Here is a 22,291-nt window from a genome sequence, read left to right as displayed (position 1 = left end):
GCCCACAACCTCTGGACTCCACGACGGATGCGGAGTTCTCTGGCATACGGGGGGAGTGCGAGCGCACTGCACGGGGGCGGACGAACCGTTGGATTACGTCACGGCACTAACTCTCGGCTGATTGGGGCGCATTCGATGACACCAACACTCGTGCAGTCGCACCTTCCCCACGCGGGCGCGGCGCCCCGTGTGGACCTGGGTGCACGCGCGCGTGACTGGGCGGAGATCCAGGAACGGATGCTGGTCCCGCTCTACGAAGCGGTGTACGAACGGCTCGACGTGGGGAACGGCACCCGGCTCCTCGGCCTCGGCTGCGGTTCCGGACTGGCTCTGCTGATGGCGGCCTCACGGGGTGCCGCGGTCACCGGGGTCGACCCCTCGCAGCCCGAACGTCTTGCTCTCGCGCGTGAACGTCTGCTGCCGGACTCGACGGGTGACGCACGCGCGCGTGCCGCCGCCCGGCTGGTGGAAGGCGGTCCCGCGGACGCGGCGGACCCGGGCCTGCCCACGTACAACCTCGTCACGGCCTTCCAGCCGATCGGCTGTAGGGCGGGCGACTCCGAAGGGCTTTCCGACCTCCTGGAGGCGGCGACGCCGTTGGCCGGGCACGGCACTCCGGTGGTGCTCGCCGGCTGGGGCCCGCCGGAGCGTTGCGCGACCTCGTCCGTCCTGAAGGTGGCGACGAAGCTCGCGGACCCGCTCCGGAGCGCGGGCAGCTGGCGCCCCGCGCTCCGCGACGACCTGGAGATGGTCGCGGAACGGGCGGGCCTGAAGCCGGACGGGTCGGGCCGGGTCGCGTGCCCCTTCGGGTACGCGGACGTGGAGAGCGCGGCACGCGGGCTGCTCTCGACGGGACTGTTCGACGCGGCGGCGCGGGCGACGGATCAGGCGCAGGTCGACAAGGAGCTGACGGAGGCACTGCATCCGCATCGGCGCGCGGACGGGACGGTGTGGATGCCGAACGTCTTCCGGTACTTGATCGCACGTACTCCGTGACGGGGGCGGTACGTCAGCTGCCCTTGGTCAGCCGCGTGATGCCGGCGATCCGGTACGCCTCGGCTTCCTCCAGCGTCTCGTTCTCGAGGAGCGCGGCGGACAGGGCGTCCAATTGGTCGCGGTGGTCGCGCAGTTGGCGGCAAGCGCTTTCGTAACACTCGTCCACGATGCGGCGCATCTCGCCGTCGATCGTGTCGAGGGTCTGCGGGGCGGCCGCGAGGCCGTACGCCTGCTGGGCGTCGTTCGGCAGGGCGGAGAGGCGGCCGACGCGTTCGCTCATGCCCCAGCGGGCGACCATGCCGCGGGCGATGTTGGTGACCTGCTCCAGGTCGTTCTCGGCGCCGGTGGTGACCACTCCGTAGACGACGTGTTCGGCGGCCATGCCTCCCAGGGCGCCGATGATGCGTCCCCGGAGGTACTCCTCCGTGTAGGCGTATTTGTCGGAGTCCGGGGTCGAGAGGGTCACGCCCAGCGCGCGCCCGCGCGGCACGATGGTGATCTTGCGGACGGGGTCGGCGCCGGGCTGGAGCATGCCGAGCAGGGCGTGTCCGCTCTCGTGGTAGGCCGTGCGCCTGCGCTCGTCCTCGGGCATCACCAGCGGCCGTTCGGCGCCGAGCTGCACCTTCTCCATGGCTTCGGAGAGGTCGGACTGCGTGACCGTGCGCTGCTTGCGCTTGACGGCGATGAGGGCCGCTTCGTTGGCCAGGTTGGCGAGTTCGGCGCCGGTCATGCCCGGTGTCGTACGGGCGACCTGGGCGAGGTCGACGTCGTCGGCGAGCGGGATGGGACGGGTGTGGATCCTGAGGATGGCCTCGCGTCCACCGCGGTCGGGCGGTGACACGTTGACGACCCGGTCGAACCGCCCCGGCCTGGTGAGAGCGGGGTCGAGGATGTCGGCCCGGTTGGTGGCGGCGAGCACGATCACTCCTTCCGCGCCCGAGAAGCCGTCCATCTCGGTGAGGATCTGGTTGAGCGTCTGTTCGCGCTCGTCGTGGCCGCCCATGCCGCTGCCGCCGCCCCTGGCGCGTCCGATGGTGTCGATCTCGTCGATGAAGATGATGGACGGCGCGACCTTGCGGGCCTCGGTGAAGAGTTCCCGTACGCGCGAGGCGCCGACGCCGACGATCATCTCGATGAACTCGGAGGCGGAGGCCGAGAAGAAGGGCACGCCCGCCTCGCCGGCGACGGCGCGCGCGAGGAGGGTCTTGCCGGTGCCGGGCGGGCCCGCGAGGAGCACACCGCGCGGCATCTTGGCGCCCATGGCGCGGTAGGCCCCGGGATTCTTCAGGAAGTCGACGACGTCGTTGAGTTCGCCCTCGACCTCGTCGATGCCCGCCACGTCCTCGAAGGTGGTCCGTTTCGCCCCGGGCTCCAGCTCGACGGGCTTGGGCGGCGTCTTGCGGCCGAGCATGCCGCCACCGCCGCCCATGCCGGCGCTCATCCGCCGCGCGATGAAGATCCACAGCACGACGAGCAGGAGCATCGGCGCGAGCGAGATGAGGAGGTTGGAGAGGAAACTGCGTTCCTGCACGACGGGCTCGGCGGTGACGGTGACCTTGTGTTCGGTCAGGTCGTCCCAGAGCTTGTCGTCGGCGAAGGCGGGCCGCTGGGTGGTGAACTTGGTGTACTTCCCCTTGTCGCCGTCCGGCCTCGGCTGCTCCTTCTTGAGCTGCCCCTGGATCGCGTCGCCCTTGGAGTAGATCTTCGTGACGTTGCCGGAGTCGACCTGCTTGCTGAACTCCGTGTACGAGATGGTCGGCTCGTCGCCGTCGTTGAAGAAGGAGAGCACGAGGTTGGCGATGAGGTAGACGATCAGGGCCGTCAGGACGAGACCGCCCCAGCCGCCCGGCATCTTCTTCTTCGGCGGCGGCGCGGGGTCGGGCGAGGGCGCGCCCTCGGAGCGCCACGGCTTGTCGGGCGCCCGGTCCGGCGGCACGGGGTTGCTCATATCCGGACGTTACGACACAAACAACGGGCCAGCACCTGCTCGAAAACGCATGAGGGCGCCCCCGGCGACCGGGAACGCCCTCATGCGCGCGTACGTACGGAACGCACGTACCGCCACGTCAGCCCATGAACTTCTTGAACTCGTCCGGCAGCTCGAAGTCCTTGCCCGGCTGCGCGCCCGGCATCCCGAAGGCGGCACCCGCCTGGTTCGCGGCCTCGCGGCGCGCGGCGGCCTCCTGCTCCTCCTGCTTGCGCTTCATCGGGTTGCCCGACTTGCGCTTGCCCTTCGCCTGCTTCTGCTTCTTCTTCTGCTTGCCGGGGCCGCCACCCATGCCCGGCATCCCGGGCATACCCGGCATGCCGCCGCCCTGGGCCATGCGGGACATCATCTTCCGCGCCTCGAAGAACCGCTCGACGAGGTTCTTGACCGCGCTGACGTCGACACCGGAACCCTTGGCGATACGGGCTCGACGCGAGCCGTTGATGATCGTCGGCTCCTGACGCTCGGCGGGCGTCATCGACTTGATGATCGCGGCCGTGCGGTCGACGTCGCGCTCGTCGAGGTTGTTGATCTGGTCCTTGATCTGCCCCATGCCGGGCATCATCCCGAGCAGCTTGCTGATGCTGCCCATCTTCCTGACCTGCTCCATCTGGGCCAGGAAGTCGTCCAGGGTGAAGTCCTGGCCCTTCTTGGACGCCAGCTTGGAGGCCATCTTCTCGGCCTCCTGCTGCGAGAAGGTCTGCTCGGCCTTCTCGATCAGCGTGAGCATGTCGCCCATGCCGAGGATGCGGGACGCCATGCGGTCCGGGTGGAACGCGTCGAAGTCGTCCAGCTTCTCGCCGTTCGAGGCGAACATGATCTGGCGGCCCGTGACCTGCGCGATGGAGAGCGCGGCACCACCGCGGGCGTCACCGTCGAGCTTGGACAGCACGACGCCGTCGAAGCCGACGCCGTCACGGAACGCCTCGGCCGTGTTGACCGCGTCCTGACCGATCATCGCGTCGACGACGAAGAGGACCTCGTCCGGGCTGACGGCATCGCGGATGTCCGCGGCCTGCTGCATCAGCTCCTGGTCGATGCCGAGGCGGCCCGCGGTGTCGACGATCACGACGTCGTACTGCTTCGTCCGCGCGAACTCGATGGAGTCCTTGGCGACCTGCACCGGGTCGCCCACGCCGTTGCCCGGCTGCGGGGCGTACACCCCGACGCCCGCGCGCTCGGCGACCACGCCCAGCTGGTTGACGGCGTTGGGACGCTGCAGGTCGCACGCCACGAGGAGCGGCGAGTGGCCCTGCCCCTTCAGCCAGAGACCGAGCTTTCCGGCGAGGGTCGTCTTACCGGCACCCTGCAGACCCGCCAGCATGATGACGGTCGGCGCGGTCTTGGCGAACCGGAGGCGGCGCGTCTCGCCACCGAGGATGCCGATGAGCTCCTCGTTGACGATCTTGATGACCTGCTGGGCGGGGTTGAGGGCCTGGGAGACCTCGGCGCCGGCCGCGCGCTCCTTGACCTGCTTGATGAAGGCGCGGACGACGGGCAGGGCCACGTCCGCCTCGAGCAGGGCGATGCGGATCTCGCGCGCCGTGGCGTCGATGTCCGCCTCGGACAGGCGGCCCTTGCCCCGGAGGTTCTTGAATGTCGCTGCGAGGCGGTCGGAGAGAGTATCGAACACGGCGGTCGCGAATCCTCGGGTCGGGGAAAGGGGGACAGGTCGCCTTCCAGAGTATCTGTCCCGGGCGGGTGCCCGGGGCGGCGGGCGGGACTTCCCGAACGCCGTACGCTCCGCGTCCGGCCCGGGACACCACCCGCGCCACCCCCTATCCCCGCAGCACCCCCTCCACCTCCCGGGCCACCCCCGCCGCCGTCTCCCCCGCCAGCGGCGCCCCGTCCGCTCCCGTCACATAGAACGCGTCCACCGCGTTCGCCCCCAGGGTCGACACGTGGGCGCTGCGCACCGCCACCCCTGCCGCTTCGAGGGCCCGCCCGATCCGGTGCAGCAGGCCCGGGGCGTCCTGGGCCCGCACCTCGATCACCGTGGCGAGACGCGACGCAGCCGGAGCCACCGTCACCCGCGCCGGAGGCGCCACCGTGCCCCTGCGGCGCGGGTAGGCCGCCTCCCGCTCGGCGAGGCGGGCCTCGACGTCCAGCGAACCGTCGAGCACCCGCACCAGATCCGCCCGCAACCGCGCCGCCTGCGGCATCGAGCCGTACTCCGCCGCCACCCGCCAGCTCAGCAACAGCACCGAGCCCCCCGCACCGGACCCGATGTCGGACGGCAGCGTCACCGACCCGAGCTCCGCGGTCCGCACGGCGAGCCGGTGCAGGGCGAGCACCCCGGCGACCGAGGACAGCACCCCCGGCCGTTCCGGGACCGCGACGACCAGCTCCACCCCGAGCGGCTCCGGCCCGTCCTCAGCCGGAATTCCCGAGTCCGCCCGCATCGAGAGCACCGGACCGCCCGTTCGGTACGCCTCCACCGCGAGCCGCTCCTGTTCCGCCGTAGGCGCCGCGTCCTGCGCGGTCCGTTCCTCGGGCGTCTCCCCGGACAGCACCGCCGCCACCCGCTTCACCAGATCGGCGACGAGCGCCCCGCGCCACGTCGACCAGGCCGCGGGCCCGGTGGCCAGCGCGTCCGCCTCGGTGAGGGCGTGCAGCAGCTCCAGCGTGCCGACGGAGCCGACCGCCTCGGCGACGCCGCGTACCGTCGCGGGGTCGTCGAGGTCCCGGCGCGTGGCGGTCTCCACGAGCAGCAGGTGGTGCCGGACCAGGCGCGCGACGACCGCCACGTCAGCGGCGTCGAAGCCGATCCGTGCCGTGACGTCCCGGGCGATGGTCTCCCCGGCCGTGGAGTGGTCGCCCGGCCACCCCTTCCCGATGTCGTGCAGCAGCGCGGCCACGAGCAGCAGGTCGGGCCGTCCGACCCGGCGCGTGAGCGCGGAGGCCCGCACCGCCGTCTCGACCAGGTGCCGGTCGACCGTCCAGGTGTGGACGGCGTTGCGCTGCGGACGGCACCGGACCCGCTCCCAGTCGGGCAGGAGCCGGGTGATGAGTCCTTCGGCCTCCAACGCCTCCCACACCTGCACGGTCGGCCGGCCCGCCCCGAGCAGCGTCACGAGTTGCTCGCGTGCCTCGGCCGGCCACGGCGTGGTGAGGGGCCGTGCCGTGGCGGCGAGGTGGCGCACGGCGTGCAGGGAGAGCGGGAGACCCGCCTGCGCGGCCGCCGCCGCGGCGCGCAGCGGCAGCACCGCGTCCCGTTCGGGGCGCGCCGCACGGGCGAGCACGGCTTCCCCGTCCTGCTCCACGACCCCCTCGGCGAGCGGCGACCGCTCGGCGACCGCCGTCCGGCCGCCGCTCCTGCCGCCGAGCATCGCCCGCAGCCGGGGGCGTCCGGCCCGTGCCCGCAGCACGCGCCCGACCTCGCGCCAGGTGACGTCGCCCGCGTAGGCGACGACGCGTGCGGCCTCGTACACCTGGCGCAGCAGGGTGTCCGCGTCGAGGAGGCCGAGCCCGTCGGCGACCTGGTCCTGTTCCTGGAGGGCGAGCCGGTCGGTGGCGCGGCCGGTCGCCAGGTGCAGTGCGTCGCGTACGTCGAGGAGGCGTCGGCGGGCCTCGTCGAGGCCTTCGCGGGGCGCGTCGGCGAGCCAGGACGCGGCGACGGCGCGCAGCGCGGTGGCGTCGCGCAGTCCGCCCCGCGCCTCCTTGAGGTCGGGTTCGAGCAGGTGGCTCAACTCGCCGTGGCGTTCGGCCCGTTCGTCGCAGAGCTCGCGGAGTTCGGGCAGGCGTTTGGGGGCCTGGTTGCGCCAGTCGGCGAGGACGGCGGTGCGCAGCGCGGTGGTCATGCCGAGGTCCCCCGCGATGTGCCGGGCGTCGAGCAGTCCGAGGTGCGCCTTGAGGTCCTCGCCCGCGGTCTTCCGCGCCTGTGCGGGGGTGCGCACGGAGTGGTCGAGGGCGATCCCCAGGTCCCATACGGGGTACCAGAGGCGGTCGGCGAGCGCGGCGAGCTCCTTGGAGTCGGCGCTCCCGTCGTGCAGCAGGAGGAGGTCCAGGTCGCTGCGCGGCGACAGTTCACCCCGTCCGTAGCCGCCCACCGCGATGAGCGCGGCGCCTTTCGGGTTCGGGGTGCCCGATGGCCCTCCCCGGAAGAGGCCGGCGAGCCAGTCGTCCGTCAGGTCGGCGAGGGCGCCACGGCGCGGCGGCCCGGACCGCGACTCCTCGTGGAGGAGCCGCAGCCGGGCCGCCGCGTAGCCGCTGGGGCCGGAGTCTTCCGTTTCCGCTTCGGTCCGTACGTCCATACTCGTCACCCGGCAGCTCCCGTTCGGTCCCGCTCAGTCCTGCTCAGTCGTCCCGTCCTGCCCCCCTTGCGCAGCTCGGCTCAGAGCGCGTCGGGTCCGCGCTCCCCGGTCCGCACCCGCACCGCCGTGTCGACCGGGACGCTCCAGACCTTGCCGTCGCCGATCTTGCCGGTGCGGGCGGCCTTCACCACGACCTCGATGAGCTGCTCGGCGTCGTCGTCGTCGACGAGGACCTCGATGCGGATCTTCGGTACGAGGTCGACGGTGTACTCGGCGCCCCGGTAGACCTCCGTGTGGCCGCGCTGTCGTCCGTAGCCGCTGGCCTCGGTGACGGTCAGGCCGTGCACACCGAAGGCCTGCAGCGCCTCCTTGATCTCGTCGAGCCGGTGCGGCTTGACGACCGCGGTGATGAGCTTCATGCGTCCACCTTCTTGTTCCGCTGAACCTGAGCCGTTGTCTGCGCGCCGTCCTCGCCGGGCGCCGGGACCGTCGTCCGCGGGGCCCGGCCGCCGCCCGCCCCGCTGAAGTCGTACGCGGTCTCGGCGTGCTCGACCTGGTCGATGCCCGCGACCTCGTCGTCCTCGGAGACCCGCATGCCGATGGTCTTGTCGATGAGGAGGGCGAGGACCGCGGAGGCGATCAGGGAGTACGCGAGCACCGCTCCGACGCCCGCGAGCTGCTTCCACAGCTGGTCGAGGCCGCCTCCGTAGAACAGGCCCTGCGCCTTCGACTGTCCGCCGCCGGTGGCGAAGAAGCCGACGAGGATCGATCCCGCGATGCCGCCGACCAGGTGGACCCCGACGACGTCGAGGGAGTCGTCGTACCCGAACCGGAACTTGAGCCCGACCGCCATGGCGCACAGCACGCCCGCGATGGCGCCGATGGCGATGGCGCCGAGCGGCGAGCAGGAGCCGCCCGCCGGGGTGATGGCGACGAGGCCCGCGACGGCGCCGGACGCGGCGCCGAGGGTGGTGCATGCGCCGTGGCGGAGCTTCTCGTAGATGAGCCAGGCGAGCATGGCGGCGGCGGTCGCGACCTGTGTGTTGACGAACATGAGCGCGCCGACACCGTCGTCGTTGCCGAGCCACGAGCCGGCGTTGAAGCCGAACCAGCCGAACCACAGCAGGGCCGCGCCGAGCATCACGAGCGGCAGGGAGTGCGGGCGCATCGGGTCCTTCTTGAAGCCGACGCGCTTGCCGATGACGAGGATGACGCCGAGGGCGGCGGCTCCCGCGTTGATGTGGACGGCGGTGCCGCCCGCGAAGTCGATGACGCCGAGCTCGAAGGCCCAGCCGCCGGTGCCCCACACCCAGTGCGCGACGGGGAAGTACACGATGGTGGCCCACAGGGCGACGAACAGCGCCCACGCCGTGAACTTCACGCGGTCCGCGAGGGCACCGCTGATCAGCGCGGGGGTGATGACGGCGAACATCAGCTGGAAGACGGCGAAGACGTAGACCGGGATGGTGTAGCCGTCCCAGAGCTGGTTGATGCCGAGTCCGCTGAGTCCTACGTAGTCGCCCTCCCAGCCGAAGAGGCTGCCGTGGTCGGTGCCGAACGCGACGGAGAAGCCGTACAGCACCCAGAGGATGGTGACGATGCCCAGGCTGATGAAGCTCATCATCAGCATGTTGAGGGTGCTTTTGACGCGGACCATGCCTCCGTAGAAGAAGGCCAGGCCGGGTGTCATGAGCATCACCAGGGCGGAGCAGATGAGCATGAAGCCTGTGTTGGCGGCAGACAGCTCGGGGGCGTCTGCGGCGATCGTGATGCCTGGGGGCATCGGCGTCTCCTCGCTGTGGGGCCGGTTGTGCGCCAGAGACTGGCCGAGCGCCGTTTCGGCGGGGGCCCCTCGGTGTTTCGCCGCAGTGACGAAGAGGTCGCGCGTGTTACATGCCCATGAACTCGCGGGTCGCGCGGGGTGCGCGACGCACCCGTGTGCGCGGTACTGGAACCGGCCGCGGCGGCCATCCGGCTGACCTGGCATGGGGGAGCCGAGTCGGGCTGTAAGGGATGGTCCTGCCGCGGCCGGGGCAGGTCGTGCCGGACGTCAGACCGCCTCCACGGTCTCCGGCATCTCGATGGCGAGCCGTTCGGTGAGCTCGACGACTTCGGCGACGTCCCCGAAGTCCCGCACGGCGGTGTCGACGGTCTTGCGCAGGCGGGTGTTGACCCGCTCCGAGCGCACTTTCTTGGCGATGCCGAGCGCCTGCCCGGCGAGGACCGTGCTCTGCTCGGGCTCGCGTTGGAGCAGGTGGACGGTTGCTTTGCCGATGAGGTTCAGTGCGTACGAACGCTGGTGTTCGAGGTCCTTCTCGAAGAGTTCCACGGCGCGGTCCATGACCGGTTCGGCCAGCGAGGCGTACGTGGGGCTGCGGCCCGCCACGTACGCCAGGTCGCGGAACGAGTGGGCGTTCTCGCCGTTCAGCTCGGCCTCGGAGAAGAAGCGGATCCAGTCCGGCTCGGGCTCGCCGAAGTCCTCGGCGTCGGCGAAGGTGTCCTCGGCCATCCTGACGGCGCGCTTGCACTTGCCGGGCTGGCCCATGCTCGCGTACGCCCTGGCCTCCATCGCATACAGCATGGCCTGGGTGCGCGGCCCGGCGCAGTCCCGGCTTCCGTACTGCGCGAGGTGGATGAGTTCGAGCGCGTCGTCCGGCCGGTTGAGGTGGATCATCTGGCGGCTCATGCTCGACAAGATGTACGACCCGAGAGGCTTCTCGCCCGCTTCCTTCGCGGCGTGCAGGGCGAGGACGAAGTACTTCTGGGCGGTGGGCTGGAGCCCCACGTCATAGCTCATCCAGCCCGCGAGTTCGGCCAGTTCGGCCGCGACCTTGAAGAGGCGCTTGGAGGTCGCCTCGGGCTGGGGCTCCTGCAGCAGGTCCGTCACCTCGTGCAGCTGCCCGACGACGGCCTTGCGCCGGAGCCCTCCCCCGCACTGGGCGTCCCACTGGCGGAACATCACCGTCGTGGACTCGAGCAGGTCCAGTTCCGGCTTGGAGAGCCGCGCCGGGCGGCGCGACGCGGCGGGTTCGGGGTCGTCGCGCGGCGTCGCAGGCGAGGGCACCAGCCAGCGCTGCATGGGCTCGATGAGGGCGGGGCCAGCGGAGAGCGCGAGCGAGGTGCCGAGGAAACCTCGGCGCGCGAGCATCAGGTCGCTGCGCGAGAACTCGCTGATGAGCGCGACCGTCTGCGGTCCGGTCCAGGGCAGGTCGACCCCGGAGGACGCCGGTGTGCGGTGCGCCGCGCGCAGGCCCAGGTCCTCGACGGCGACGACACAGCCGAACCGTTCGGAGAACAGCTCGGAAAGGATGCGGGGAATCGGCTCGCGCGGATTCTCGCCGTCCAGCCAGCGGCGCACCCGCGAGGTGTCCGTGGAAATGTGATGTGCACCCAACTGGCGTGCCCGCCGGTTGACTTGCCGGGCCAGCTCACCCTTGGACCAACCGCTGCGCACGAACCACGACGTGAGCATCTCGTTGGGGCGCTTCTCCGCGTTCGCGCCGCCTCCGCCATTGCCGCTCACTGGAACGCCCCCATCCCTCAAGACATCTGCGCGCTGTACACGGCTAGCCCTAACAGAATGCCGCCACTCGCCGCTGTCCGTCCGGAGAATGTCACCCGTCGAACAGGAAACCGACTTGCCTCCGGCATACCCACGAGTGCTCGAACTTCCAGGGCCGTGCACCGAAAGTAATCCTACGATCACCGGTCCGGCGAGGGCCTTCGCGGAAACGCCACCATTCGCCACCCCTTCGAATGAACTCCCTTGCCCCCACAAGCGATTCACTTGACATAGGACGGATGAAAGTGGGCGCAGGGAAGTGCACCGGGGCGTATGACACCGGGCGCACCACCCTCCGTGCAACCGGGCGCCGTCAAGAACAGAGGGTCACGATCCGATTCCGTCACGTAACCGAGGCACGCTCGACCCGTTGGAGGGAGCATGGGCTTCACGATCGGCGGCATCCGGGGAACCGACCGGCCCCGGACCGGATCACGGCGGCGCGGCCGCACATCGGACTGCACGGCGGTGGCGGAGTACACCGGACTCTGGGGCTGGGCCGCGGTGCCCGGCGCCCGCGCCCTGGACGGCGTCTGCTCGTGCGGGTCGGCCGACTGCGCAGCACCCGGCGCCCACCCACTGGGGTTCGCCCCCGAGGTCCCGGCCGGGGCCACACTCGACGAAGTGGCGGACGCCTGGGCCGAGTTCCCCGGCGCGGCGGTCATGCTGCCGGTGGGGCGGGCGTTCGACGTGATCGAGATGGCGGAGGCCGCGGGACGGCGCGCGCTGGTCCGCCTGGAGCGGATGGGCCTTCCCCTGGGGCCAGTGGCGGTCACGCCGGACGGCCGGGCGCAGTTCTTCGTCGCCCCCGGCGCCGCGACCGAGCTCCCCCGGCTGCTCTACCGGATGGGCTGGGACGACGCCGACCTGGACCTACACGGCCTGGGTCGGGGTGCCCACATCACGGCGCCCCCGTCCGACCGCGGCGGCCTCGGCCCGGTCCGCTGGCTGCGCGCCCCCGCCCTCGACTCGGCGACGAACCCGCCGCAGGCCCGCCTGCTGCTCGGCACCCTGGCGTACGTCGCGCACCGCTCCCCTGCGTAGCCCGCGCGCCCGCAGACAGAAGGGCCCCCTCGCATCTGCACCGTGCGAGGGGGCCCTTCGTCGCGTACGCGAGACTTGCGAAGCCGTCTCAGTCGCCGATGAGCGCGTCGACGAACGCCTCCGGCTCGAACGGTGCCAGGTCGTCCGCGCCCTCGCCGAGACCCACCAGCTTCACCGGCACGCCCAGCTCGCGCTGCACGGCGACGACGATGCCGCCCTTGGCGGTGCCGTCGAGCTTCGTGAGGACGATGCCCGTGATGTCGACGACCTCGGCGAACACGCGGGCCTGGATGAGGCCGTTCTGCCCGGTCGTGGCATCGAGGACGAGCAGCACCTCGTCGAGCGGGGCGTGCTTCTCGACGACGCGCTTGACCTTGCCGAGCTCGTCCATGAGGCCGGTCTTGGTGTGCAGCCGGCCCGCGGTGTCGATGAGGACGACGTCCGCGCCGTCGGCGATGCCCTCCTTGACGGAGTCGAAGGCGATCGACGCGGGGTCGCCGCCCTCGGGGCCGCGGACGGTGCGGGCGCCCACGCGCTCGCCCCAGGTCTGCAGCTGGTCGGCGGCGGCCGCGCGGAACGTGTCCGCGGCGCCGAGGACGACCGTGCGGCCGTCGGCGACGAGGACGCGGGCGAGCTTGCCGGTGGTGGTGGTCTTGCCGGTGCCGTTCACGCCGACGACCATCACGATGCCCGGCGTCTCCAGGCCCGACTCGGTCTTCACCGTGCGGTCGAAGTCCGCGCCGTCGGCCGTCCCGAGGAGCTTGATCAGCTCCTCGCGCAGCAGCGTGCGCAGCTCGTCCGGGGTGCGGGTGCCGAGGACACGGACGCGCTCGCGCAGCCGCTCCACGAGCTCCTGGGTGGGCGCGACGCCCACGTCCGCCGTGAGCAGCGTGTCCTCGATCTCCTCCCAGGTGTCCTCGTCGAGGTGCTCGCGGGACAGCAGCGTGAGCAGCCCCTTGCCGAGCGCGTTCTGCGAGCGGGAGAGCCGGGCGCGCAGCCGGACCATGCGGCCGGCGGTGGGCTCGGGGGTCTCGATCTCCGGCGCGGCCGGCTCGGCGACGACCGGCTCCTCGACGACCGGTGCCGACGCCGTCGGCTCGGCGAGCGGGAGTTCCACCTCCTCGATCGTGCGGCGCGGTTCGTCGCGCGGCGTCTCGGCCTCGTCGCCGACCTTCGGTTCGGCGGGAGGGGCGGTGATGGTGGGCGTGCTCGACGGGGCCTGCGGGGGCAGCTGCTTCTTCTTGCGGCTGCCGATCACGAGCCCGCCGAGCGCGCCGATCACGACCACGGCGATGACTACAGCAAGGATGACGATTTCCATAACCCGTCCAGTATCAGCCATGGCCCCGGAAGAGGCCCAGATTGTGGTTTCCTCCAAAGAACATATGCCTTGCGAGGGCACTACTCGGACTAAAGTACGATGGAGGTCTCCGCATCAACGCGCGTAGAGTCCATCGCGATCACCCCCACCGACGGGTCGCAGCGTTGCGAGCCGAGCGAGAGGCACGGACCCACCCCCATGAGCACCACCGCCGAAACCGAAGGCGCCCTCGAGACACGCGGCCTCGAGCCCGTTCCGGACGCCGAGCGCACGGGCCGTACCCGTGAACTCTTCCCCACCTGGGTAGCGGCCAACATCAGCGTTCTGCTGCTCACCATGGGCGCGGGCCTGATCGTCTCCAACCGCCTGAACATCTGGCAGGTCCTGGTCGTCGCCCTCGTCTCGCCCCTGTTGAGCTACGGCATGGTGGGGTTGATCTCCATCGCCGGCAAGCGCGGCGGCTCCCCGGGCATGACGCTCTCCCGCGCGGTCTTCGGCCAGCGGGGCAATCTCTTCCCCGGAGCCCTGATCTGGGTCGCCCGCTGGGGCTGGGAGACGATCAACGCGGTGACGGGCGCGTACGCGATCATCACCGTCCTGAACATCTGCTTCGGCGTCGAGTCGAGCACCTGGCTGACGGTCGTCACGCTGGTCGCCTTCGTCGCCTGCACGTTCCTGATCAGCGGCCTCGGCCGGAAGATCCTGCACGTCTGCAGCACCTGGTCGACGTACGCCTTCGGCGCGTTCAGCGTGCTCGTGCTGATCTACCTCATCGCCGAGACCGACTGGTCGGCCGTCTTCGACAAGCCCGCGGGCTCCACCGCGATGATGGTCGCGGGCGTCGGCACGATCGCCGCCGGCGGCATCAGCTGGGTGCCCACCGGACCGGACTTCACCCGGTACCTGCCGCGCACGGCCTCCAACAAGCCGCTGATCGGCCACGCCATCGGCGGCGCCGGCATCGTCGTCGTCCCGATGGTCCTGATGGGCGCCGTCATGGCGGTCTCCGATCCGAAGCTGTCCTCGGCGCAGGACCCGGTCTCCTTCCTCGGCGAGCTGCTCCCGATGTGGATCGCGGTGCCGTACCTGCTGATGGCCCTGATCGGCATGCTGCTGATCAACTCGATGTCGATGTACTCCGCGGGCTTCACCGCCATGACGCTCGGCATCAAGGTCCCGCGCGCGTGGGCGGTCAGCGTGAACGCGATCATCAGCCTGATCTTCGGCTACATCCTGATGAACGTGGCGACGAGCTTCATGGGCTCGTTCATCTCCTTCCTCACCCTGCTCGCGGTCGCCTTCTCCGCCTGGATCGGCGTCTTCGGCGTCGACATGCTGCGCCGCAAGACGTACGACGGCGAGGCGCTGATGGACACCAAGCGCACCAGCGCCTACTGGTACAAGGCGGGCTTCGCCTGGCAGGCCATGACGGCGTGGGCGGTCGCCCTGGTCGTGGGCCTGCTCTTCACCAAGGTCGACTGGTTCAGCGGTCCGCTCGCCACGTCGTGGATCGGCCGCCACGGCCTGGGCTGGCTGACCACGATCGTCATCGCGGCCGTGCTGTACGCGGTCCTGCCGAAGTCGCCCCTGCCCGAGACGGCGGCCTCCGGCAAGGACAACGGCGAGACCGAGCTGGTCTCCGCCTGATCCCCGCCAACTTGGCCGCGGGAAACCTCAACTTCCGTACGAGGCTACCCATCTGACCCACGGTCAACTAGCGTCCCCCTTCGCCGCCCACGCACGGTGAAGGGGGACGTTTCCATGCCCACCACAGTCGTACGGTTCAATCTCGTCGATCCCGCCGCCACACCCGCCTCGTTGAGCGAGCGCTACCGTGCCGCCCTGGAGATGGCCACGTACGCGGACGACCGCGGCATCTCCACGATCCAGACCGAGGAGCACCACGGCACGGAGAACAACTGGATCTCCTCGCCGTTCACGTTCGCGGGCGCGGTGTTCGGCGCGACCCGGCGCATCGCGGTGACGGTGTCCGCGGTCATCGGCCCGCTGCACGACCCGCTGCGGCTCGCCGAGGACATCGCCGTGCTCGACCTGCTGAGCGCGGGCCGCCTGGTGACGGTGGCGGGGATCGGCTACCGGCCCGAGGAGTACGAGCAGTCGGGCGTCGACTGGAAGAGCCGCGGCAAACTCCAGGACGAGCTGCTGGAGACGCTGCTCGCGGCCTGGACCGGCGAGCCGTTCACCTTCCGGGGCCGCACCGTGCGGATCACGCCGCGCCCGTTCACCCGCCCGCACCCGCTGCTGCTCGTCGGCGGTTCGTCGAAGGCGGCGGCCCGGCGCGCGGCCCGGCTCGGCCTGCCGTTCTTTCCCAGCGCCCACCTGCCCGACCTGGAGGCGTACTACCAGGAGCAGCTCACGGAGCACGGCACGGAGGGCTGGACGATGATGCCCGCCGCCGAGACCCCGCTGCTGCACGTCGCCGACGATCCGGACCTGACCTGGGCCAAGCACGGCGAGCACTTCCTGCACGAGGCCCGTACGTACGCGTCCTGGCAGAACAAGGACATCCGCTCGGCGGTGAAGTCGACGGCGACGACGGTGGAGGAGCTGCGCGCCGAGGGTGTGTACCGCGTTCTGACGCCCGACGAGTGCGTGCGGTACGCGAAGAGCGGCACGGACAGCCTCATCCTGCACCCGCTCTCCGGCGGCATGCCGATCGACGAGGGCTGGCGCAGCCTGCACCACTTCTGCGAAAACGTACTGCCCCGGCTGAAGGACAGGTGAGCACGAGTCCTTCGGCCGGGGCAGCTTCCTGAAGAGGAGGGGGCAGCGGGGGTTAGCCCATCTCCTCCAGGGCCTTGCCCTTCGTCTCCTTGACGAACTTCATGACGAAGGGGATCGAGACGGCGGCGAACGCGCCGTAGATGATGTACGAGCCGGTCAGGGACCACTCGGACATGCTCGGGAACGTCTTGGTGATCGCGAAGTTGGCGAGCCACTGGGCGGATGCGGCCACACCGAGCGCGGCGGCGCGGATCCGGTTGGGGAAGATCTCGCCGAGCAGCACCCAGACGACCACACCCCAGGACAGGGCGAAGAAGAGCACGAAGGCGTTGGCGGCGATGATCGCGGTCAGACCCTGCGCGTTCGGCAGCGAGACGGTGTCGCCGGAGCCGGTCTTGTACGAGAACGCCCATGCCATGGTGAACAGGGCCGCCGCCATGCCCGCGGAGCCGATGATGGCGAGGGGCTTGCGGCCGATGCGGTCGACGAAGATCATCGCGATGACCGTACCGATGATGTTCACGATCGACGTCTCGAACGAGTACAGGAACGAGCTGGACGGGTCCTTGCCGATCGACTGCCACAGCTGGTTCGAGTAGTAGAAGATCACGTTGATGCCGACGAGCTGCTGGAAGACCGAGAGCCCGATGCCGATCCACACGATCGGCAGGAAGCCGACCTTGCCGAGCAGGTCCTTGAAGGACGGCTTGTGCTCGCGGTGCAGGCCACGCTCGATCTCGTCGACGCGGGCGTCCAGGTCGATGGAGGTGCCCTCGACCTCGCCGAGGACCTTCTTGGCCTCGGAGTGGCGTCCCGCCGAGATCAGGAAGCGCGGCGACTCCGGGATGATGAAGGACAGCAGCCCGTAGAGCAGCGCCGGGATGACCATGACGCCGAGCATCCACTGCCAGGCCTCGAGGCCGCCGAGCTTGCCGCGCTGGTCGCCGTCGGCCATGTTCAGGATGCCCCAGTTGACCAGCTGGGAGACGGCGATGCCGATGACGATCGCGGCCTGCTGGAACGAGGCGAGGCGGCCGCGGTAGGCGGGCGGCGCGACCTCGGCGATGTAGGCCGGGCCGATCACGGAGGCCATGCCGATGCCGATGCCGCCGATGAGGCGCCACATGGTGAGGTCCCAGGCCGCGAAGGGCAGGGCCGAGCCGACGGCGCTGGCGGCGAAGAGGACGGCGGCGATCTGCATGCAGCGGATGCGGCCGATGCGGTCGGCGATGCGGCCGGCCACGGCGGCGCCGACGGCACAGCCGAGGAGCGCGGTGGCGATGATCCAGCCGAGCATGTTGGCGTCGACGTCGAAGCGGTGCTGGATGGCGACGGTCGCGCCGTTGATCACCGAACTGTCGTAGCCGAAGAGGAAGCCACCCATCGCGGCGGCCGCCGTAATGAAGATGACATGGCCGAGATGGTCCGGGTGGGCCTCTCTGGCTCCGGACTGGGGCGCCTGCGATGTGCTGGTCACGTGTACTCCTCGGGCCACCGGCAGCGCTGCCGGGGGTGGGGGCGAGCTCTTCAAGTGGCGCACAACTTCACGCCGCCCACCACCTGAAGGTAAAAGCAACGTTGCAGAGACTATGCCTTCAAGTTTCGAAGTCAATAGGTCCGCCGTTGTGAATTTATGGGCACTCTGAGGTCGCGTGCGTTCAAGGCTTGAACTTGTGAAGGGGGAGCGCGAGGCGCCCGTGACGCCTAGCGGAGGCGCTGGCTGATGACCTTCGAGACGCCGTCGCCCTGCATCGAGACGCCGTACAGCGCGTCCGCGACCTCCATCGTGCGCTTCTGGTGCGTGATCACGATGAGCTGCGAGGCCTCCTGCAGCTCCTGCATGATGCGGATGAGCCGCTGCAGGTTGGTGTCGTCGAGCGCCGCCTCGACCTCGTCCATCACGTAGAACGGGCTGGGCCGCGCCTTGAAGATCGAGACGAGCAGCGCCACGGCGGTCAGCGACCGTTCGCCGCCGGAGAGCAGCGAGAGCCGTTTCACCTTCTTTCCGGGCGGCCGGGCCTCGACGTCAACGCCGGTGGCGAGCATGTTGTCGGGGTCGGTCAGGATCAGCCGTCCCTCACCGCCGGGGAACAGCCGCGAGAAGACGCCCTCGAACTCCCGGGCCGTGTCGTAGTAGGCCTCGGTGAAGACCTGCTCGACGCGTTCGTCGACCTCCTTCACCACCTGGAGGAGGTCGCTGCGTGTCTTCTTCAGGTCTTCGAGCTGCTCGCTGAGGAACTTGTGGCGCTCTTCCAGCGCCGCGAACTCCTCAAGGGCCAGCGGGTTCACCTTCCCGAGCTGCTGATACGCCCGTTCGGCGGACTTGAGCCGCTTCTCCTGCTCTCCCCGGACGAACGGCACCGGCAGGTTGCGCGGGTGGCTCGGGTCGTCGGGCAGCTCCTCGCCCTCGGCGGCGGGCGAGGGCGGCACGGGCTGATCGGGACCGTAGTCCGCCACGAGTCCCGCCGGCTCCACACCGAGCTCCTCCAGTGCCTTGGTCTCCAGCTGCTCGATCCGCAGCCTCTTCTCGGCTCCTAGTACCTCGCCCCGGTGAACTGAATCAGTCAATTTGTCGAGCTCGGCCTTGAGGTCGCGGCCCCGGCCCCGCGCGGCGAGCAGCTCCCGCTCCCGCACCTCCTTGGCGCGCTCGGCCGCGGTGCGCTCGTCGTCGGCCCGTACGAGGGAGACCTCGACGTGGGCGAGCAGCTGACGCCCGCCCGACGCGACGGCCTCGGCGACCGCCGCCTCGTGGCGCAGCCGGGCCCTGCGCTGCTCGGCACGCGCGCGTGCCTCGCGTTCGGCGCGGGCGGCCCGGTCGAGGGAGTCGGCGCGGCCCGCGAGCGCCTTCACCCGCTCCTCGTGCGTACGCGCCTGGAGCCTGGCCTCCATCTCGGTCTGCCGGGCGTTGGCCCCGTCGGCGGCGAGCCGGTCGCGGACGGAGGTGTCGGGCTCCTCGTCCTCGCCGCCCTGGGACGCCTCCTCGGCGACGGCGAGCCGCTCGGCGAGCTCCTCGGCCTCCGCGACGGCCTTGTCCAGCGCGTCCTGCGCCGTGGCCGCGGCGGCGGTGCTGCGCTCGGCCTCGCCCGCGGCGCCCCGCGCCTGCCCGGCGAGGGCACCCAACTGCTGCGCCACGGACGACTTCTCACGGTCGGCCGCCCTGCGCCGCTCCCCCAACTCCTCGACGAGAGCGGCACATTCTCTGCGCCGCTCCCCCGCACGCTCCTGAACCAGCGCCAACTCCTCGCACTGCGCTGCGAGTTGCTCCAGCTCCTCGGCCGCTTCGTCGACGGAAGCCTGCACTTCGAGCAGGCTCGGCGCCCCCGCGGAGCCGCCCTGCGCGAAGTGCGCCCCGAGCAGGTCTCCTTCGGCGGTGACGGCGGTCAGTCCGGGATGCGCGTACACCAGATCCTCGGCGTCCTCCAGCGTGCCGACGGCGACGATCCCGCGCAGCAGCCGTCGCACCGCGGGCATCAGCTCGTCGGGTCCCCGCACGAGATCGGCGGCGTACGGATGCCCGCCGGGACGTTCCTCCGGTACGTCGTCGGGGGCGCCGCCGAGCAGCAGCGCCGCGCGCCCCGCGTCCTGCTTGCGCAGCAGGCGGACGGCTTCGACGGCGGTGCTCGGGCCGCTGACGGCGACGGCGTCGGCCGCGGCGCCGAGCGCGGCGGCGACGGCGACCTCGTGGCCGGGGGCGACGGTGAGCAGTCCCGCGGCCGGTCCGAGCACCCCGGTGAGCCGGTCCTCGGCGGCGAGCAGCGCGCCCGTGCCGTCCTTGCGCCGCAGGCCCAGGGCGAGTGCCTCGCGGCGGGCGGCGACCGCGGCCCGTTCGCGTTCGGCGGCGGTGGCGGCCTCCCGGGCGGCGGTGAGCGCGGCCTCGGCGTCGGCGAGCTCCCGCTTCGCCGCGTCGTGCCGCTCGCCGAGCTCGGCGTCGTCCGCGTCGAGCCCGTCGACCTCGGCCTTCAGCTGCTCGTACGCCTCCTGCGCCACGACCGCCCGCTCCGCGGCCTCGTCGCGTGCGACGGCGAGCCGGTCGATCTCGGCCTGCGCCGACGCGGCCCGCGACCGGGCCGCGTTGACCTGCCCGTGCAGCCGGGCGAGCCCCTCGCGGCGGTCGGCGATGGCCCGTGCCACGTCCTTGAGCCTGCGCTCCTCGACGGCCAGCTGCTGTTCGAGGTCGGCGCGGTGGGCGACGGTGTCGTCCAACGCGTGTTCGGCGGCTTCGAGGGCGGCTTCGAGCTCGGCCTCCTGTTCGCGGATCCGGGCGGCCTCGCGCTCCATGTCCTCGGGGTCGCGGCCGCGCCGTTCCTCGGGCGGCGCGGCGGTGGCGCTCTTGACCCGGGCGTCGGCGAGCGAGACGGTGCCGCGCACCCGCTCGGCGAGCTGCGACAGCTCGTACCAGGTCTGCTGGGCGCGCTGCAGCCGCGGCGTGAGACGGCGCACCTCTTCCTCCAGCTGCGCCTCGCGCTGCAGGGCGGCCTTCAGCTCGGCCTCGGCGCTCTCCTTGCGCTCCTTGAGGGCGGCTTCGTCGGCGACCTCGGCGTTGAGCGCCTCGCGCATGCGGACGAGGTCGTCGGCGAGCAGGCGCAGGCGGGCGTCGCGCAGGTCGGCCTGGATGACGGCCGCCCTGCGGGCGACGGCGGCCTGTCGGCCGAGGGGCTTGAGCTGGCGCCTGAGTTCGTCGGTGAGGTCCTGGACGCGGGCGAGGTTGGCCTGCATCGCGTCGAGCTTGCGCAGCGCCTTCTCTTTGCGCTTGCGGTGCTTGAGGACGCCCGCGGCCTCCTCGATGAACGCGCGGCGCCCCATCGGGTCGGCGTGCAGGACTCCGTCGAGCTGTCCCTGCCCGACGATGACGTGCATCTCGCGGCCGATGCCGGAGTCGGAGAGGAGTTCCTGGATGTCGAGGAGGCGGCAGGTGTCGCCGTTGATCTGGTACTCGCTGCCGCCGTTGCGGAACATGATCCGCGTGATGGTGACCTCGGCGTACTCGATGGGCAGCGCGCCGTCGGAGTTGTCGATGGTGAGGGACACCTCGGCGCGGCCGAGCGGGGGCCGCCCGGTGGTGCCGGCGAAGATGACGTCCTCCATCTTGCCGCCGCGCAGGGATTTGGCGCCCTGTTCTCCCATGACCCAGCTCAGCGCGTCCACGACGTTGGACTTGCCGGAGCCGTTGGGTCCGACGACGCAGGTGATACCCGGTTCGAACTTCAGTGTCGTCGCCGACGCGAAGGACTTGAAGCCGCGCAGGGTCAGGGCCTTGAGGTGCACGCCGTCGGACTCTACCTTTCACTGGCCGTTTCACCGATGAAGGTGCAGGGCACATCAGACGGTAAAGAAAGCAGCGTACGCGGACACAAGAAAGAAGGGACGCCGAAGCGTCCCTTGAATGTCTTGCCTACCTGAGGACAGTACTCAGGACTGCTCAGGGCGCGTGTTCAACAGCTCAAGGCCCTGATGCCATTGATCGTGATCGGATAGGGGTCAGGTGAGCGCAGGCTCCGCCTGGGGTACGTCGATGCTCTCCAGGAGCGATTCGTGAGAAGCGGCAGCCGCGAGCGCGTCGTTCTCGGCCTGGATACGGCCGAGCTCGGATTCGAGGTCCTGGACGCGCTGCTGGAGCCGTCGCATCTCGGCGAGGAGTCGCGGGTCGCTGCCGCCGACGTAACCGAGAAGCGCCTTTGCCATGATGGATGGTCCTCCACACTGAGTGACCGACCGAAGCGGTGTGGGTCGTGAGGGAATCGCACCCGCGGTGCTTGGCACTCATTGTTTCGCTGGGTCTTGCTGGCCGTTCTCACATGCCAAACAGCTAAGGTGCGCGGGGCTTCCAGAGTCTCACCAAAAAGTTTGACGGTCAACACGATCACACCCCGTATTGGCGGGCGACCCGGGGGCGCGCGGCCTGGAAACCGGCGGCGCTGCTACTCCTTCGGGGCCCTGGGGGCGTGGAGATCATCCTTACCCGGGGAGCCTGCCACGACAAGCCGTTCTTGGCAACCACCAGGCTTTTTCTGCCTCAGGCAGTTGCCCGGGACACCCGTCCGGCCTCGCGCCGCGCCCGCCCCACCGCGTTCTCCGAGGTCGGACTCAGCGGATGGCGAAGGTCTCGTATATGCCACGCGGTGTGTCCCAGATCTCGGTGACTCCGTCGACGCGGCCGGGTGTGTCGCCCTCACGCAGCCAGTCGAGCAGTGCCTGGCAGCCGATCCGGGGCCCTTCGGCGACGACCTGGACGCGACCGTCCTCCAGATTGAGAGCAAAACCACTCAGCCCGCCGATCTCCAGGGCCTTGGCCCGCGTGAACCAGCGGAATCCCACGGCCTGCACGCGTCCGCGCACCCAGGCGGTGAGTCGTACGTCTTCGTTCATGGGTGCACGCTAACCGG

The 22,291-nt window shown here is 70.7% G+C and carries 15 protein-coding genes; 4 read left to right on the top strand and 11 right to left on the bottom strand.

Going from position 1 to position 22,291, the window contains the following annotated elements:
• Positions 1-135: 135 nt before the first annotated feature.
• Positions 136-996, top strand: coding sequence for an SAM-dependent methyltransferase (locus DEJ47_RS27705; RefSeq protein ID WP_150172700.1), 861 nt, complete (start codon positions 136-138; stop codon positions 994-996).
• A gap of 13 nt (positions 997-1,009) precedes the next feature.
• On the opposite strand, the gene ftsH is transcribed toward DEJ47_RS27705, so the two are convergent.
• The 6 genes from ftsH to DEJ47_RS27675 all read right to left on the bottom strand — a co-directional run bounded on the left by ftsH (position 1,010) and on the right by DEJ47_RS27675 (position 10,759).
• Positions 1,010-2,944 carry an ATP-dependent zinc metalloprotease FtsH gene (ftsH, locus tag DEJ47_RS27700; protein ID WP_150172698.1) on the bottom strand — a complete coding sequence of 645 codons (1,935 nt, stop codon included), beginning with the start codon at positions 2,942-2,944 and terminating at the stop codon, positions 1,010-1,012.
• A gap of 118 nt (positions 2,945-3,062) precedes the next feature.
• Entirely contained in the window at positions 3,063-4,616 is a 1,554-nt protein-coding gene (ffh, locus tag DEJ47_RS27695; RefSeq protein WP_150172696.1) for a signal recognition particle protein, read from the bottom strand.
• Between the two features lie 145 nt (positions 4,617-4,761).
• Complete coding sequence (locus DEJ47_RS27690) at positions 4,762-7,245, bottom strand: [protein-PII] uridylyltransferase (protein WP_190415593.1); 2,484 nt, start codon at positions 7,243-7,245, stop codon at positions 4,762-4,764.
• A gap of 71 nt (positions 7,246-7,316) precedes the next feature.
• Positions 7,317-7,655 (bottom strand): P-II family nitrogen regulator, encoded by a 339-nt coding sequence (locus DEJ47_RS27685; protein WP_150172692.1) that lies wholly within the window; start codon positions 7,653-7,655, stop codon positions 7,317-7,319.
• Positions 7,652-9,019, bottom strand: a complete 1,368-nt coding sequence (locus DEJ47_RS27680; protein WP_150172690.1) for an ammonium transporter — start codon at positions 9,017-9,019, stop codon at positions 7,652-7,654. Before DEJ47_RS27680 ends, DEJ47_RS27685 begins: the two co-directional genes overlap by 4 nt.
• Positions 9,020-9,286: 267 nt before the next feature.
• On the bottom strand, positions 9,287-10,759 hold the full coding sequence (locus DEJ47_RS27675; RefSeq protein ID WP_150172688.1) for a hypothetical protein: 1,473 nt from the start codon (positions 10,757-10,759) through the stop codon (positions 9,287-9,289).
• A 420-nt stretch (positions 10,760-11,179) separates the two neighbouring features.
• On the opposite strand from DEJ47_RS27675, the gene DEJ47_RS27670 reads away from it, so the two are divergent.
• Entirely contained in the window at positions 11,180-11,842 is a 663-nt protein-coding gene (locus DEJ47_RS27670; RefSeq protein ID WP_150172686.1) for a bifunctional DNA primase/polymerase, read from the top strand.
• Positions 11,843-11,930: 88 nt separating this feature from the next.
• Here the strand turns inward: DEJ47_RS27670 and ftsY are convergent, their stop codons facing one another.
• Complete coding sequence (ftsY, locus tag DEJ47_RS27665) at positions 11,931-13,163, bottom strand: signal recognition particle-docking protein FtsY (RefSeq protein ID WP_150172684.1); 1,233 nt, start codon at positions 13,161-13,163, stop codon at positions 11,931-11,933.
• A gap of 198 nt (positions 13,164-13,361) precedes the next feature.
• Between ftsY and DEJ47_RS27660 the strand changes: the two genes are divergently transcribed.
• Together DEJ47_RS27660 and DEJ47_RS27655 are read left to right on the top strand one after the other, a co-directional pair.
• A complete protein-coding gene (locus tag DEJ47_RS27660; protein WP_150172682.1) occupies positions 13,362-14,810 on the top strand; it encodes a cytosine permease in 1,449 nt (482 codons plus the stop codon).
• Between the two features lie 114 nt (positions 14,811-14,924).
• Positions 14,925-15,908, top strand: a complete 984-nt coding sequence (locus DEJ47_RS27655; RefSeq protein WP_150172680.1) for an LLM class flavin-dependent oxidoreductase — start codon at positions 14,925-14,927, stop codon at positions 15,906-15,908.
• Positions 15,909-15,960: 52 nt separating this feature from the next.
• On the opposite strand, the gene DEJ47_RS27650 is transcribed toward DEJ47_RS27655, so the two are convergent.
• From DEJ47_RS27650 to DEJ47_RS27635, 4 genes are all read right to left on the bottom strand, one after another.
• Complete coding sequence (locus DEJ47_RS27650; RefSeq protein ID WP_150172678.1) at positions 15,961-17,385, bottom strand: sugar porter family MFS transporter; 1,425 nt, start codon at positions 17,383-17,385, stop codon at positions 15,961-15,963.
• A gap of 227 nt (positions 17,386-17,612) precedes the next feature.
• The gene (gene smc / locus DEJ47_RS27645; protein WP_150172675.1) at positions 17,613-21,173 is read right to left on the bottom strand and encodes a chromosome segregation protein SMC; all 3,561 of its coding nucleotides are present in this window, start codon (positions 21,171-21,173) and stop codon (positions 17,613-17,615) included.
• A 213-nt stretch (positions 21,174-21,386) separates the two neighbouring features.
• On the bottom strand, positions 21,387-21,590 hold the full coding sequence (locus DEJ47_RS27640; RefSeq protein ID WP_055551056.1) for a hypothetical protein: 204 nt from the start codon (positions 21,588-21,590) through the stop codon (positions 21,387-21,389).
• Between the two features lie 402 nt (positions 21,591-21,992).
• A complete protein-coding gene (locus DEJ47_RS27635; RefSeq protein ID WP_150172673.1) occupies positions 21,993-22,274 on the bottom strand; it encodes an acylphosphatase in 282 nt (93 codons plus the stop codon).
• Positions 22,275-22,291: the final 17 nt, after the last annotated feature.

Source organism: Streptomyces venezuelae, assembly GCF_008642355.1.
Lineage (GTDB): Bacteria > Actinomycetota > Actinomycetes > Streptomycetales > Streptomycetaceae > Streptomyces > Streptomyces venezuelae_B.
The sequence above is the reverse complement of the archived record's forward strand: the minus strand, read 5'-3'. Positions and strand labels throughout refer to the sequence as shown.

Bases quoted from the DNA above. Each gene is read 5' to 3' on its own strand.
- DEJ47_RS27705 (WP_150172700.1), top strand. From the start codon at position 136: ATGACACCAACACTCGTGCAGTCGCACCTTCCCCACGCGGGCGCGGCG.
- ftsH (WP_150172698.1), bottom strand. From the start codon at position 2,944: ATGAGCAACCCCGTGCCGCCGGACCGGGCGCCCGACAAGCCGTGGCGC.
- DEJ47_RS27685 (WP_150172692.1), bottom strand. From the start codon at position 7,655: ATGAAGCTCATCACCGCGGTCGTCAAGCCGCACCGGCTCGACGAGATC.
- DEJ47_RS27680 (WP_150172690.1), bottom strand. From the start codon at position 9,019: ATGCCCCCAGGCATCACGATCGCCGCAGACGCCCCCGAGCTGTCTGCC.
- DEJ47_RS27670 (WP_150172686.1), top strand. From the start codon at position 11,180: ATGGGCTTCACGATCGGCGGCATCCGGGGAACCGACCGGCCCCGGACC.
- ftsY (WP_150172684.1), bottom strand. From the start codon at position 13,163: ATGGAAATCGTCATCCTTGCTGTAGTCATCGCCGTGGTCGTGATCGGC.
- DEJ47_RS27660 (WP_150172682.1), top strand. From the start codon at position 13,362: ATGAGCACCACCGCCGAAACCGAAGGCGCCCTCGAGACACGCGGCCTC.
- DEJ47_RS27655 (WP_150172680.1), top strand. From the start codon at position 14,925: ATGCCCACCACAGTCGTACGGTTCAATCTCGTCGATCCCGCCGCCACA.
- DEJ47_RS27640 (WP_055551056.1), bottom strand. From the start codon at position 21,590: ATGGCAAAGGCGCTTCTCGGTTACGTCGGCGGCAGCGACCCGCGACTC.
- DEJ47_RS27635 (WP_150172673.1), bottom strand. From the start codon at position 22,274: ATGAACGAAGACGTACGACTCACCGCCTGGGTGCGCGGACGCGTGCAG.